At 48.9% G+C, this 13,290-nt stretch carries 13 protein-coding genes; 10 read left to right on the top strand and 3 right to left on the bottom strand.

The window, feature by feature from the left end:
- Positions 1 to 92 precede the first annotated feature (92 nt).
- Positions 93 to 1,256 carry a phosphoglycerate kinase gene (gene pgk, locus TOLA_RS06425; protein WP_012729473.1) on the bottom strand — a complete coding sequence of 388 codons (1,164 nt, stop codon included), beginning with the start codon at positions 1,254 to 1,256 and terminating at the stop codon, positions 93 to 95.
- A gap of 307 nt (positions 1,257 to 1,563) precedes the next feature.
- Positions 1,564 to 3,564 (bottom strand): transketolase, encoded by a 2,001-nt coding sequence (gene tkt / locus TOLA_RS06420; RefSeq protein ID WP_012729472.1) that lies wholly within the window; start codon positions 3,562 to 3,564, stop codon positions 1,564 to 1,566.
- A 274-nt stretch (positions 3,565 to 3,838) separates the two neighbouring features.
- Here tkt and metK point away from each other — a divergent pair, with 274 nt between their 5' ends.
- Both metK and TOLA_RS06410 read left to right on the top strand, forming a co-directional pair.
- Positions 3,839 to 4,993 carry a methionine adenosyltransferase gene (metK, locus tag TOLA_RS06415; protein WP_012729471.1) on the top strand — a complete coding sequence of 385 codons (1,155 nt, stop codon included), beginning with the start codon at positions 3,839 to 3,841 and terminating at the stop codon, positions 4,991 to 4,993.
- Between the two features lie 77 nt (positions 4,994 to 5,070).
- On the top strand, positions 5,071 to 5,595 hold the full coding sequence (locus tag TOLA_RS06410; protein WP_012729470.1) for a SprT family zinc-dependent metalloprotease: 525 nt from the start codon (positions 5,071 to 5,073) through the stop codon (positions 5,593 to 5,595).
- Here TOLA_RS06410 and TOLA_RS06405 read toward each other — a convergent pair.
- Positions 5,546 to 6,376 carry a DUF5718 family protein gene (locus TOLA_RS06405; protein ID WP_012729469.1) on the bottom strand — a complete coding sequence of 277 codons (831 nt, stop codon included), beginning with the start codon at positions 6,374 to 6,376 and terminating at the stop codon, positions 5,546 to 5,548. The genes TOLA_RS06410 and TOLA_RS06405 overlap by 50 nt on opposite strands.
- Positions 6,377 to 6,484: 108 nt before the next feature.
- Here TOLA_RS06405 and TOLA_RS06400 point away from each other — a divergent pair, with 108 nt between their 5' ends.
- From TOLA_RS06400 to TOLA_RS06365, 8 genes are all read left to right on the top strand, one after another.
- Positions 6,485 to 7,180 carry an endonuclease gene (locus tag TOLA_RS06400; RefSeq protein ID WP_041609483.1) on the top strand — a complete coding sequence of 232 codons (696 nt, stop codon included), beginning with the start codon at positions 6,485 to 6,487 and terminating at the stop codon, positions 7,178 to 7,180.
- Positions 7,181 to 7,912: a 16S rRNA (uracil(1498)-N(3))-methyltransferase gene (gene rsmE / locus TOLA_RS06395; protein WP_012729467.1), complete on the top strand. Its 732-nt coding sequence runs from the start codon at positions 7,181 to 7,183 to the stop codon at positions 7,910 to 7,912.
- An 8-nt stretch (positions 7,913 to 7,920) separates the two neighbouring features.
- Positions 7,921 to 8,877 carry a glutathione synthase gene (gene gshB, locus TOLA_RS06390; protein WP_012729466.1) on the top strand — a complete coding sequence of 319 codons (957 nt, stop codon included), beginning with the start codon at positions 7,921 to 7,923 and terminating at the stop codon, positions 8,875 to 8,877.
- A gap of 19 nt (positions 8,878 to 8,896) precedes the next feature.
- The gene (locus tag TOLA_RS06385; RefSeq protein WP_041609740.1) at positions 8,897 to 9,451 is read left to right on the top strand and encodes a YqgE/AlgH family protein; all 555 of its coding nucleotides are present in this window, start codon (positions 8,897 to 8,899) and stop codon (positions 9,449 to 9,451) included.
- Positions 9,448 to 9,888, top strand: a complete 441-nt coding sequence (ruvX, locus tag TOLA_RS06380; protein WP_012729464.1) for a Holliday junction resolvase RuvX — start codon at positions 9,448 to 9,450, stop codon at positions 9,886 to 9,888. Before TOLA_RS06385 ends, ruvX begins: the two co-directional genes overlap by 4 nt.
- Positions 9,889 to 9,986: 98 nt before the next feature.
- The gene (locus TOLA_RS06375) at positions 9,987 to 11,093 is read left to right on the top strand and encodes a phosphoribosylaminoimidazolesuccinocarboxamide synthase (protein ID WP_012729463.1); all 1,107 of its coding nucleotides are present in this window, start codon (positions 9,987 to 9,989) and stop codon (positions 11,091 to 11,093) included.
- Positions 11,094 to 11,346: 253 nt separating this feature from the next.
- On the top strand, positions 11,347 to 12,036 hold the full coding sequence (locus tag TOLA_RS06370; protein WP_012729462.1) for an ABC transporter ATP-binding protein: 690 nt from the start codon (positions 11,347 to 11,349) through the stop codon (positions 12,034 to 12,036).
- Positions 12,033 to 13,277, top strand: a complete 1,245-nt coding sequence (locus TOLA_RS06365; RefSeq protein ID WP_012729461.1) for an ABC transporter permease — start codon at positions 12,033 to 12,035, stop codon at positions 13,275 to 13,277. The genes TOLA_RS06370 and TOLA_RS06365 overlap by 4 nt, the downstream gene beginning before the upstream one ends.
- Positions 13,278 to 13,290: the final 13 nt, after the last annotated feature.

The raw sequence follows: 13,290 nt of genomic DNA, 5'->3' as shown, positions 1-13,290 counted from the left end.
TCAACTACAAAATACGAGTTGAACGAGTTGCTAAAAAATTATTTATTGCCGATTGGCAAAACAACGGGAGACATCAGCCTCCCGTTAAATCATTACGCTTTAGCGCGTTCTTCCAGAATTGCAACTGCAGGCAGAACTTTGCCTTCTACGAACTCCAGGAATGCACCACCGCCGGTAGAGATGTAAGACACTTTGTCTGCGATACCGAACTTGTCGATAGCAGCCAGAGTGTCACCACCGCCAGCGATAGAGAATGCTGGTGATTCAGCGATCGCTTTAGCAATGATTTCGGTGCCTTTAGCGAACTGGTCGAATTCGAACACGCCTACAGGACCGTTCCACAGAATGGTTTTTGCGTTCATGATGATGTCAGCCAGTGCTTTAGCGGAATCAGGGCCGATATCGAAAATCATGTCGTCATCAGTTACTTCAGAAACTGATTTGATAGTAGCTGGAGTTGATTCAGAGAACTCTTTACCTACAACAACGTCAGTAGTAACTGGAATGTTGGTTTCAGCAGCCAGTTTCTTCGCAGTGTCGATCAGGTCGTGTTCGCACAGAGATTTACCAACATTGTGGCCAGCAGCCGCGATGAAGGTGTTAGCGATACCACCACCAACTACCAGCTGGTCAGCGATTTTAGACAGAGATTCCAGAACGGTCAGCTTGGTAGAAACTTTAGAACCACCAACGATAGCAACCATTGGACGCTCAGGTTTCAGCATCGCTTTACCCAGCGCGTCCAGTTCACCAGCCAGCAGTGGGCCAGCACAAGCAACAGGAGCAAACTGAGCAACACCGTAGGTAGAACCTTCAGCGCGGTGAGCAGTACCGAAAGCGTCCATTACGAATACGTCACACAGTGCAGCGTATTTCTTGGCCAGCTCTTCAGTGTTTTTCTTTTCGCCTTTGTTGAAGCGGCAGTTTTCCAGAACAACCAGTTCACCAGCTGCAACTTCAACGCCGTCCAGATAATCTTTAGCCAGACGTACCGGGCAGGACAGTTTGTCTTTCAGATAGTTAACTACTGGCAGCAGAGAGAACTCTTCGTTGTACTCGCCTTCGGTCGGACGACCCAGGTGAGAAGTGATCATCAGCTTGGCGCCTTTTTCCAGAGCCAGTTTGATGGTCGGCAGAGTTGCAACGATACGAGCGTCAGAAGTTACTTTACCATCTTTCACTGGTACGTTCAGGTCAGCACGAACCAGTACGCGCTTACCAGCCAGATCCAGATCAGTCATTTTGATAACAGACATGTTAGTCCCCTATATTTTTCAGACATATAACGAAGTCAGTGCCATTGGCCTTATTAATCTTCCTGATAAGGCGCAACTTATGAAGTTAGCAGGTCAACCGGAAATAGCGGGATGAACTTCAGTTGTGTGTGTTGTTTTTTTCCTGACATAAATCAGGGGGGACTGAAGTCATACTCAATACGGTTATGTTGTGACGAACTAATCATTCAAACGCAAAGAGTTTACTGTGCTTATGCATCAAACGCGATACTTGACACAGATTTTCTGTGAAAAAAACGGGAGCCGAAGCTCCCGTTTAACATTGCATTTACGCCTGGAACAAACTTTCAACAGTTTGCACCACATTTTCTACAGTAAAGCCAAATTCTTTAAACAATAGCTCGGCTGGGGCTGACTCGCCAAAAGAGTGCATGCCGATGATTTTACCGTTCAGACCTGCGTATTTGTACCAGTAATCAGCAATGCCTGCTTCTACTGCGACACGTTTAGTCACAGCTGATGGCAATACAGATTCTTTGTACTCTGCAGACTGTGCATCGAAAGCATCAGTACATGGGATGGAAACCACACGGATCTTGCGACCTTTTGCAGTCAGTTCGTCCGCTGCCAGCATCGCCAGTTCAACTTCAGAACCCGTTGCAATCAGAATGGCTTCCGGCGTGCCTTCGCTGTCGCGCAGGACATAACCACCTTTATATACATTCGCCAGTTGTGCCGGAGTACGATCCATCTGCGTCAGGTTCTGACGGGAGAAAATCAGTGCACTCGGGCCATCTTTACGTTCAACCGCATATTTCCAGGCAATCGCAGATTCAACCTGGTCACATGGACGCCATGTGCTCATGTTTGGTGTCAGACGCAGAGAAGCGATCTGTTCTACCGGCTGATGCGTCGGGCCATCTTCACCCAGACCGATTGAGTCGTGGGTATAAACGAAGATAGTACGCTGTTTCATCAGCGCAGCCATACGGACTGCGTTGCGGGCATATTCCATGAACATCAGGAAGGTTGCGCCGTAAGGAATGAAACCACCGTGCAGAGCAATACCGTTCATCATTGCTGACATTGCGAACTCACGAACACCGTAGTGCACATAGTTGCCGGATGCATCATCCGCGGTCAGTGATTCAGAACCAGACCACATGGTCAGGTTTGATGGTGCCAGATCCGCTGAACCACCCAGGAATTCAGGTAACAGCTTGCCAAATGCTTCAATAGCGTTCTGGCTGGCTTTACGGGAAGCGATTTTGGCTGGATTCGCTTGCAGATCTTCAACAAAAGCTTGTGATACTTCAGCCCAGTTGGCAGGCAATTCACCATTCACACGGCGTTTGTATTCTGCAGCCAGTTCAGGATGTGCTGCTGCATATGCAGCAAACTTCTCATTCCACACTGCTTCTTTAGTTGCACCAGCATCTTTCGCATTCCATTCGGCAGCGATATCGGCAGGAATAACAAACGGCTCATGATTCCAGCCCAGGAACTCACGTGCAGCGGCAATTTCTGCGGCACCCAGTGGTGCGCCGTGGCAATCGTGAGAACCGGCTTTGTTCGGTGAACCAAAACCGATGACTGTTTTACAGCAGATCAGTGTTGGTTTAGTAGTTTCTGCTTTAGCTGCTTCGATTGCGGCTTTAACAGCTGCGGCATCGTGACCATCCACAGCGCGGATAACATGCCAGCCATAAGCTTCAAAACGCGCCGGGGTATCATCAGTAAACCAGCCTTCCACATGACCGTCGATAGAAATACCGTTGTCATCCCAGAATGCAATCAGTTTACCCAGCTTCAGGGTACCGGCCAGTGAACAGGCTTCGTGAGAAATACCTTCCATCATGCAGCCATCACCCATAAATACATAGGTGTGGTGATCGACGATATCGAATTCCGGACGGTTGAACTGTGCTGCCAGTACTTTTTCAGCCAGCGCCATACCAACACCGTTGGTAATACCCTGCCCTAACGGACCTGTGGTGGTTTCAATGCCAGGGGCATAACCATATTCAGGATGGCCAGGAGTACGGGAATGCAGTTGGCGGAAGTTTTTCAGATCATCGATAGACAGGTCATAACCAGTCAGATGCAGCAGGGAGTACAGCAGCATGGAACCATGACCATTGGAAAGGATGAAACGGTCACGCTCGCTCCATTTTGGGTTAGCCGGGTTGTGGTTCAAAAAGTCACGCCACAGCACTTCGGCAATATCAGCCATACCCATCGGGGCGCCTGGGTGTCCGGAATTGGCTTTCTGAACTGCATCCATGCTCAATGCACGGATGGCATTGGCTAACTCTTTACGAGAGGGCATTTGTCACTCCTGCTTTCAATTGGGTCTGTACATTTAAGTAAGGCGCATATTGTCCCAAACTGATCACCGGTTGCGCAAATGTTATCTCGGTTATTTTATCGCATGGCTGCTATCTGTACTGATCGCTTGCTTAATTAGTACCGTACATTGACGATATCCGCATTGACTGCGACAATAGTCACATAGATAGACGTCCAGATGTGGATACTGCTATTTGCAATACGGTTAATGTGCCGGTTGCAATCGCCTTCAACTTTTTACACAGAGAATTAAAATGGCAAAACTGTTTACCTCCGAATCCGTTGCTGAAGGACATCCAGATAAAATCGCGGATCAGATTTCCGACGCGGTGCTGGATGCCATTCTGGAACAGGATCCCAAAGCACGTGTTGCTTGTGAAACATTCGTAAAAACAGGGATGGTGCTGGTTGGTGGTGAAATCACTACCTCTGCATGGGTTGATATCGAAGAACTGGTGCGTAAAACCGTTTGTGATATCGGTTATACCCATTCTGACATGGGTTTTGATGCTCATTCCTGTGCTGTACTGAATGCGATTGGTAAACAGTCACCGGATATTAACCAGGGTGTTGATCGCGCCGATCCGAGAGAACAGGGTGCCGGCGATCAGGGTCTGATGTTTGGGTATGCTTCTAACGAAACTGAAGTGTTAATGCCTGCACCTATTACTTACGCACATCGTCTGGTGAAACGTCAGTCTGAAGTACGCAAGAATGGCACACTGCCATGGCTGCGTCCGGATGCAAAAAGCCAGATCACTTTCATTTATGACAAGCAAGGCAAGATCGAAGGTATCGATACCGTTGTTCTGTCTACACAGCATGCGCCTGATATCAGTCAGACTGATCTGATCGAAGCCGTACAGGAAGTGATCATCAAGCCTGTACTGCCGGCTGAATGGGTAAGCAAAAATACCAAGTATTTCATTAACCCGACTGGCCGTTTCGTTATCGGTGGTCCAATGGGTGACTGTGGTCTGACTGGCCGTAAAATTATCGTAGATACTTACGGTGGTATGGCACGTCACGGTGGCGGCGCTTTCTCCGGTAAAGATCCATCTAAAGTTGACCGTTCAGCTGCCTATGCTGCCCGTTATGTAGCGAAGAACATTGTTGCTGCCGGTCTGGCTGATCGCTGTGAAATTCAGGTTTCTTATGCCATTGGTGTGGCTGAACCAACTTCTATCAGTGTTGAAACATTCGGCACCGGTAAAGTTGATGAAGATCTGCTGACTCAGCTGGTACGTGATCAATTCGATCTGCGTCCGTATGGTCTGATTGAGATGCTGGATCTGATCCAGCCAATTTACAAACAAACGGCTGCTTATGGTCACTTCGGACGCGAAGAGTTCCCATGGGAAAAGACCGACAAAGCCGAATTGCTGCGCGACCTGGCTGGTCTGAAGTAATTAGTTGTTGAAAGGGGCTCCGGCCCCTTTGTTTTATCTGTATACTTCCTCTCTGAAGTATTCTCCTCATCCTGCTTATGCTAAATACCATCAACATCACAAGTCTGATTCAGATAGAAGTCGTCGCCAGCCATTATCTGGCTCTGGCTGCCCGTCATTTCCGTCGTGAATTTAACCACCCGAAAATCACTCTGGATCAACGTGGTAAATGTGCAGGTACTGCCCGCTTACGCGACTGGCATATCCGGCTTAATCCGGTTTTATTGCAGGATAATCAGGCTGAGTTTGAGCGTGAGGTGATCCCGCATGAAATCGCACATTTAGTGGTGCATGCTGTATGGGGCCGGGTAAAACCACATGGCGTGGAATGGCAGAAAGTAATGCAGGATGTGTTTAACATTACACCCCGCACAACACATAAAATGGATGTGACCAAGGTACAGGGTGCCGTTTATGCTTACCGGTGTGATTGCCAGCAACATGAATTATCGGTACGTCGTCACCGCGCTATATTACGCGGTGACAGACAGTATTGTTGCCGACAGTGTGGCTCTAGGCTGCAACCACTAGCTGGCGCAGCAGACTCATCCCCTCGCCTGTAAACTCACCCGTAGCGGCCATCTGACTGATTTGCTCTGCGTTATAACGACGCGCATCATAGACCACCACAACGCTTTCATCCCCCGGCTGCAGGAAGTTCTGCTCACCAAACGATGTATAGCGGGTCGCACCGATGCTGATAATTACCTTTTCCGGATATTGTGCCGCTCTGAGTAAAGCGGAAATATCTTCTGCCGGGCCTTCATCCTGCTGATGGTTCATTTTGTCTGTAACCCAGTTGAGCAGGGTTTCGTGGAAATAGCTGTATTCCACTGCCGGACTGTCTAAGCCATAGGCATGGCATTCCCCGTTCCGGCGCAGAAAACTGGCGATATGGTAGTGATCCAGCTCACCGCCTGAAGAAAATTTATCTAAGGTAATACGCTGAGGAGACATGCCTTTACTGGCTGATCCCCAATTTTTCTTTTCACTGATCTTGCGGGCACCCGGACGGCGAATAGAACAATCGTTAAATGCCGCAAACTCGCAGGGCTGTAATGCTTTAACTTTGTTGTTTTCATATTCAACATCGCAGATCAGGCAGACTTCAGGTTCGATCTGTAAGTTATCTGCACCACTCGGAAACTGGATGCGATCATGAGAAATCGGGAATACGTTCAGAAAGCTGTTTTCAATATGCGGGACATAAAACGGAAATATCGCCTTGGGCTGAATGGCATCTTTCACTTTCACATTCACAAAATCACTGGCTTCCCCAGCTTGTTCCAGATGTCCGGCAAAATTACCTGCCACACCAAAACCAATCAATTTGGTTAATTCCATCTGCTCATGCTCCTTTCCGAATGCACATGCATTCTCAACAAGATTACTGTTAAAAATCGCAGGCATGTTATCCTTGCAACATGTGATTTACACCATAGATATGCGGTTATGGTAAAAAATATTCTTTCAATATCTGTTTTAGCCGTTTGCAGCTTCTTCACAAGCACAGTACTGGCGGATCAAACCTTTGTTCAGGCCAAGAAAATGGCCGCTGAGTTGTATAAACAACATCCGATCACCTTTTACTGCGAATGCCCCATCGTTTATAAGGGCAAAAAATTAACCCCGGATTTAGAAGCCTGTGGCTATCAGGTGCGGAAGCAGGAAAGCCGGGCCAATCGTATTGAATGGGAACACATCGTGCCAGCCTGGGAATTTGGCCACCAGCGTCAGTGCTGGCAACAAGGCGGCCGCAAAAACTGTATCGATAAAGATCCTGTTTTTGCTCAGATGGAAGGCGATATGCATAATCTGGTTCCGTCCGTGGGTGAAGTGAATGGTGATCGGGCCAATTACCGCTATTCGGAATGGAATGCCAAGCCGGATCAGTATGGTCAATGTGAGATGGTTGTCGATTTCAAAGCCAGACGGGTACAGCCCCCGCCTCACAGCCGCGGCGCGATTGCCCGCACCTATTTCTACATGCAGGAACGCTATAAATTATCCATTGCCGACCAGCAGCGGAAGCTGTTTGAAGTCTGGAATAAGAAATATCCGGTTACACCGTGGGAATGTCAGCGGGACAACGCGATTGCCAAATATCAGGGTAACCATAACCGGTTTGTGAAGGAGCAATGCCGATAAATGCGCGTGCCACGAATTTATCAAAACTCACCACTGAATGTGGGTGCCAGCGTTTCTTTAGATGATGATGCGGCTAATCATGTCGGTCGCGTATTGCGTATGGTACCCGATCAGGAGATTTGTCTGTTCAACGGACAAGGCGGTCAATATCAGGCCGTTATCACTGAAAGTGGTAAAAAACATGTCACCGTTAAGATCACTGATTTCTCAGCGCACTCGGTTGAATCACCGCTTTCCATTCATCTGGGACAGGTGATCAGCCGCGGTGACAAGATGGAATTCACCATCCAGAAATCGGTCGAACTCGGTGTCAATGTGATCACGCCACTCTGGTCTTCCCGTTGTGGCGTTAAACTGCAGGGCGATCGGCTGGATAAGAAACTGGAACAGTGGCAGAAAATTGCTATCAGCGCCTGTGAACAGTGCGGCCGTAACTCCGTGCCGTTGATACGGCCGGTAATGTCACTGGAAAACTGGCTGGCTGAACCTACTGACGAACTGAAATTAACGTTGCATCCACGAGCACAATATTCTGTGGGAACGTTGCCTGAACCAACTCATGGTGTTCGTCTGGTGATTGGTCCGGAAGGTGGTTTGTCGGATGACGAAATCGCATTAACAGAACAATATAATTTTCAGGAAATGTTGCTTGGCCCACGCGTGTTGCGCACTGAAACCGCCGCTTTGACCGCGATTACTGCGCTGCAATGTCGTTTCGGCGATCTGTCTTAGGAGAGCAAATGAGCATTAAATTAGGCATCGTGATGGACCCTATTCAGTCCATCAATATCAAGAAAGACACCAGTTTTGCCATGTTATTGGAAGCTCAGCAACGTGGTTACGAACTCTATTACATGGAGATGAGTGATCTCTATCTGGAGCAGGGTATTTCTTATGCTACCATGCGCCCGCTGGAAGTCCGCCAGGATTACACCTGCTGGTATTCACTCGGTGAAGTTGTTGATCAGCCGTTGCATGAGCTGGATGTGATCCTGATGCGTAAGGATCCGCCGTTTGATACCGAATTCATTTATGCGACCTATCTGCTGGAACGCGCGGAAGACCAAGGCACATTAATCGTTAACAAACCGCAAAGTCTGCGTGATGCCAACGAAAAACTGTTCACCGCCTGGTTTGCTGAGCATACGCCCACTACGCTGGTGACACGCTCTGCCGCCAAGTTACGTTCATTCCACCAGCAGCATCAGGATGTGATCCTGAAACCACTGGATGGAATGGGTGGTGCATCCATATTCCGCATGAAACATGATGATCCCAACATTGGGGTAATCATCGAAACACTGACTGAACATGGCTCCCGCTATTGCATGGCGCAGACTTACCTGCCGGCGATTAAAGATGGCGATAAGCGTGTATTAGTCGTCGATGGCGAGCCGATCCCTTATTGCCTGGCCCGTATCCCGTCGCAGGGTGAAACCCGCGGGAATCTCGCCGCTGGCGGACGTGGCGAACCACGCGAGCTAACCGAAGCTGACTGGAAAATTGCCCGTGCGGTGGGCCCGACACTGAAAGCGAAAGGCCTGATTTTTGTTGGTTTAGATATTATCGGTGATCGTCTCACTGAAATTAACGTAACCAGCCCGACTTGTGTCCGGGAAATTGAAGCCGAATTTGATATCAATATTTGTGGTTTGCTGATGGATGCAATAGAGCGCCGTCTGGCTAAAACCAGTTAAGGAACCCTCTTCAGGAATGATGCAGTCATTACAGAATTATTTTCTGGTTGCTATGCCAACGCTCAACGATTCGCTCTTTGAGCGTTCCATTATTTATTTATGTGAACATAACGAAAAAGGCGCAATGGGAATTGTGCTGAATGTGGAATTAGACATCGATCTTTGCCAGTTACTGACACAGATGAAATTAGGCAATACCGCGTTCCCATTGTCAGGCAAACCAGTGCTGTCAGGCGGACCTGTGAATACCGATCGCGGTTTTGTACTGCATACCCCAATGGATGGTTTTCATGCATCCCAGTCGATAACTGACGAGCTGATGATGACCACATCGCTGGATATTCTGTCTACGCTGGGAACATCGGCGGAACCGAAACAGTATCTGATTGCACTGGGCTACGCCGGCTGGGAAGAAGGACAGCTGGAACAGGAATTACTGGATAATACCTGGCTGACTATTCCTGCTTCTTCTGAAATTATCTTTAATACGCCGATTGAAGATCGCTGGCTGGCGGCCAGTAAATCTATGGGTATTGATATCTGGCAGATAGCGCCGGAGGCCGGACACGCATGAAGGAAGCCGGCAATCGTTCGTTAATGGGCTTTGATTTCGGGACTAAAAGTATCGGAATCGCTACCGGTCAGGAAATAACCGGCTCCGCCTCACCGCTTACCTCATTGAAAGCCAATGAGGGTATTCCTGACTGGGCTCAGATTGAAAAACTGCTGAAAGAATGGCAGCCGGATCTGCTGATCGTCGGATTACCGCTGAATATGGATGGCACTGAGCAGGAAATGACGCAGCGCGCCCGCAAATTTGGCCAGCGCCTGCACGGCCGTTTTGGGTTTCAGGTTGAATTTAAAGATGAACGCCTGACCACGACCGATGCCAAAGCCCGCTTGTTTGAACATGGCGGCTACCGGGCGTTAGGTAAAAGCAGAGTTGATGCGGTATCAGCCCAGTTGATCCTGGAAAGCTGGATGGAATCGCACTACGGTGCAGAGTTGTAATCCGGCACGATTTATAAATCCGGGCTAGTGTTGCAGCAGATGAACTCTGTTACAATCCAGCCCTCTCAAACCAGCCTATCTCTTTAGAAGGGAACTCTATGAGTCTTGCAGATAAAGTTCTTGCGGTAAACGATAACCTCCCTATCCGTACTGATAAGCCTGTGCATTCCGGCAAAGTCCGCAGCGTGTACTGGCTGACTGCCGAAGACAGTGCTCGTCTGATCCGTGAAAAAGGTTATGACGTTCCTGCCGATACACCGCTGGCTATCATGGTGATCAGTGACCGCATCTCTGCTTTCGATTGCATATGGCACGGCGAAGATGGCCTGAATGGCGTACCAGGCAAAGGTGCTGCCCTGAATGCGATCTCCAGCCATTGGTTCAAACTGTTCAAGGAAAAAGGACTGGCTGACAGCCATATTCTGGACATTCCACATCCGTTCGTCTGGATTGTGCAGAAAGCCCGTCCGGTAATGGTTGAAGCGATTGCCCGTCAGTACATCACCGGTTCTATGTGGCGTTCATACAGCAAAGGTGAGCGTGAATTCTGTGGTATCACGCTGCCGGAAGGTCTGCAGAAAGAACAGAAACTGCCGGAAATTCTGATCACCCCATCAACCAAAGGCATTATGCGTGGTCTGGATGGCGTGCCGGAAGCGGATGACGTTAACGTATCGCGTGCGGATCTGGAACGTCACTACAAAGCGTTCAATTTCCTGAGCCTGTCTGATATTGATCAGTATGAAAAATTACTGAAAGAAGGCTTCAACGTGATCAGCGATGCGCTGGCCAGTCTGGATGAAATCTTTGTTGATACCAAATTTGAATTTGGCTACGTCAAGGATGCCGCCGGTAACGACAAGATGATCTACATGGATGAAGTCGGCACACCTGACAGCTCCCGTATCTGGGAAGGTTCGGCTTACCGTGAAGGCAAAATCATCGAGCAGTCGAAAGAAGGCTTCCGTCAGTGGCTGCTGAACAGCTTCCCGGATCCGGATATTCTGCTGAATAAAGATCGTATGCATGAGCGTGCTGCTCTGGCGCGTGACAATGCGCTGCCGGTAGAAGTGATGATGGATATCTCCCGTACCTATGTTGGTATTGCCGAGAAGATCGTTGGTCACAAGCTGGACTTAAGTGCAAATCCGAAACAGGAAATCGTTGATATCCTGCGTGAACAATATCAGCTGATTGCTGATTAATCTGAACAAACAGGGAGCATTGATTGCTCCCTGCTTATTTAAAGCCGCCCGCCTCCCCCTGTAAACCCCATTCTCATCCGACCATTTTCAGTTAACGCAGCCATACTTATTCTTATCTGATACAGATTCATGCTTCCATGGGCTGAATCACTCTGGCTATGTTCTGATAAATCGCTATATTCATAGATACTAATAAATGAAATTTACAATCTTCGATAAATCAACCAGTAACAAATAACCCGGGAGAACAGCCATGATTCTGATTCAGGCTGAGCAGCTTTCAAAAACTTATCGTACTGGCGAAGTTGAAAGCACGGCATTGAAAAGCGTCTCTTTTTCAATTCAGGCTGGTGCTTTTGCTGCGATTGTTGGCCCTTCGGGCAGCGGTAAATCCACTTTGCTTAATTTAATTGGTTGTCTGGACCATCCCAGCAATGGGTCGTTACTGGTTTGCGGTAGCAACGTCACAACCCTTTCACGCACGGAAGCCGCGCATTTCCGCGGGGAAAATATTGGTTTCATCTTTCAGGATTTTAATCTCATCCCTGTGTTGACGGTGTTTGAGAATGTTGAATATCCATTGTTAATGGTACGCAACTGGCCTGCGGAAAAACGGCGGGAACGGGTGCTGCAGATGCTCGAAGCTGTCGGTATGTCAGAACAGGCCGATAAAAAGCCGGATCAGATATCCGGCGGTCAGAAACAACGGGTCGCGGTTGCCCGGGCGCTGGTCGGTGAACCCAAACTGGTGTTGGCCGATGAACCCACGGCAAACCTGGATCATGATACGGCTTATCGTATTCTTAATTTGATGAAGCAAATGCGCGACAACTTCGGCACCACCTTTCTCTTTTCAACGCATGATCCCAAAATCATGCAGGAAGCAGAACAAACCTTCATTCTGGAAGATGGATATCTGTCAGCAGCCGGAGGTAAACAATGATCGCCTTACTCAAACTGTCAGCCCGCAATCTGATGCGTTACCGTCGGCGGACACTGCTGACTGCGATACTGATTGCTGTCGGTGTTGTCGCATTACTGCTGTTTGTCGCTACTGCCGGTTCATTTAAACAGGTGATGGTGGGTGGCATCACTGACAGCATGCTCGGGCATCTGCAGATCCATCACAAAGGCTATACCGCCTCTATCGACAATCTGCCGCTTAACCTTGATTTAAAACCAGCCGCGGTCAAAAAGGTAGAAACAATCCTGCAATCGGAGCCCGCCATTGCCAGCTATTCTGAGCGGGTAAAACTGGGGGCGATGTTCAGTAATTTTAACGAAAGCACCAGCATCCGGCTGAATGGCGTTGATCCTGTTGCTGAGGATAAAACGGTCCCCGCCTTGCGTCAGCGCATCAGCGACGGCGATCCGAAAGGCTTACTGGTTGAACCGGGTCAGATCCTGATCCCTGACCTGCTGGCAAAAGGCATGAAAGTGAAAACCGGCGATTCGGTTGTTCTGGTCGCCACTAACGCATCCGGTTCCGTGAATGGTAAAAATTTCATCGTCCGCGGTGTGCTTGAGGCGGTTACCGGCCCCGGCGGTCGTGATGGTTACATTCATATCAGCGATGCCCGGGAGCTGCTGCGGCTGGAGCAGCCGGATATTATGGAAATCGCGATCCGCCTGCACAACATAGAACAATTACCTTCCGTCATGACAAAGTTAGGCGCTCAACTGGATGAGATCCGCAATAAAGATAATAAACCGGTCGCCGAACTGCATAGCTGGAAAGAGCTGTCGCCGTTTGCCAATATCGTCAAGATGATTGACCTGATGACGCTGTTTATCCGCATCATGCTGATTTCGATTGTGCTGGTCAGCGTACTGAATGTCATGCTGATGGCGGTCTATGAGCGTATTCGTGAAATAGGCACACTGGCTGCCATCGGGACACAACCAAATACCATCATGGGTATGTTTATTTATGAAGGCTTATTGTTAGGTCTGGTTGGCGCCATTGCAGGGATTTTACTCAGTCTCGCGTTCCTGGCTTTGTTACAGGCCATGCCGCCAACATTTGCTTTCGGACGGGAAATAATCACCCTGCATCCAACGGTGTCTCTGGCTGATCTGGGCTGGGTATTACTGGCTTCGGTTCTGGTTTCTGTGCTGGCCAGTCTGCAACCCGCATGGCGTGCTTCACGCATGGACCCAATTAAAGCATTGCATCACGTCTGAACAGGAGATTCAC

This window comes from Tolumonas auensis DSM 9187 (assembly GCF_000023065.1).
In the GTDB taxonomy this organism is placed as follows: Bacteria; Pseudomonadota; Gammaproteobacteria; order Enterobacterales; family Aeromonadaceae; genus Tolumonas; species Tolumonas auensis.
Note: the sequence above shows the minus strand (reverse complement) of the source record. Positions and strands in the feature narration are given on the sequence as shown.

Coding starts and splice junctions, on each gene's coding strand:
- TOLA_RS06365 (WP_012729461.1), top strand. CDS start 12,033: ATGATCGCCTTACTCAAACTGTCAGCCCGCAATCTGATGCGTTACCGT.
- pgk (WP_012729473.1), bottom strand. CDS start 1,256: ATGTCTGTTATCAAAATGACTGATCTGGATCTGGCTGGTAAGCGCGTA.
- ruvX (WP_012729464.1), top strand. CDS start 9,448: ATGAAGGAAGCCGGCAATCGTTCGTTAATGGGCTTTGATTTCGGGACT.
- metK (WP_012729471.1), top strand. CDS start 3,839: ATGGCAAAACTGTTTACCTCCGAATCCGTTGCTGAAGGACATCCAGAT.
- TOLA_RS06405 (WP_012729469.1), bottom strand. CDS start 6,376: ATGGAATTAACCAAATTGATTGGTTTTGGTGTGGCAGGTAATTTTGCC.
- tkt (WP_012729472.1), bottom strand. CDS start 3,564: ATGCCCTCTCGTAAAGAGTTAGCCAATGCCATCCGTGCATTGAGCATG.
- TOLA_RS06370 (WP_012729462.1), top strand. CDS start 11,347: ATGATTCTGATTCAGGCTGAGCAGCTTTCAAAAACTTATCGTACTGGC.
- TOLA_RS06400 (WP_041609483.1), top strand. CDS start 6,485: ATGGTAAAAAATATTCTTTCAATATCTGTTTTAGCCGTTTGCAGCTTC.
- gshB (WP_012729466.1), top strand. CDS start 7,921: ATGAGCATTAAATTAGGCATCGTGATGGACCCTATTCAGTCCATCAAT.
- rsmE (WP_012729467.1), top strand. CDS start 7,181: ATGCGCGTGCCACGAATTTATCAAAACTCACCACTGAATGTGGGTGCC.
- TOLA_RS06375 (WP_012729463.1), top strand. CDS start 9,987: ATGAGTCTTGCAGATAAAGTTCTTGCGGTAAACGATAACCTCCCTATC.
- TOLA_RS06410 (WP_012729470.1), top strand. CDS start 5,071: ATGCTAAATACCATCAACATCACAAGTCTGATTCAGATAGAAGTCGTC.
- TOLA_RS06385 (WP_041609740.1), top strand. CDS start 8,897: ATGCAGTCATTACAGAATTATTTTCTGGTTGCTATGCCAACGCTCAAC.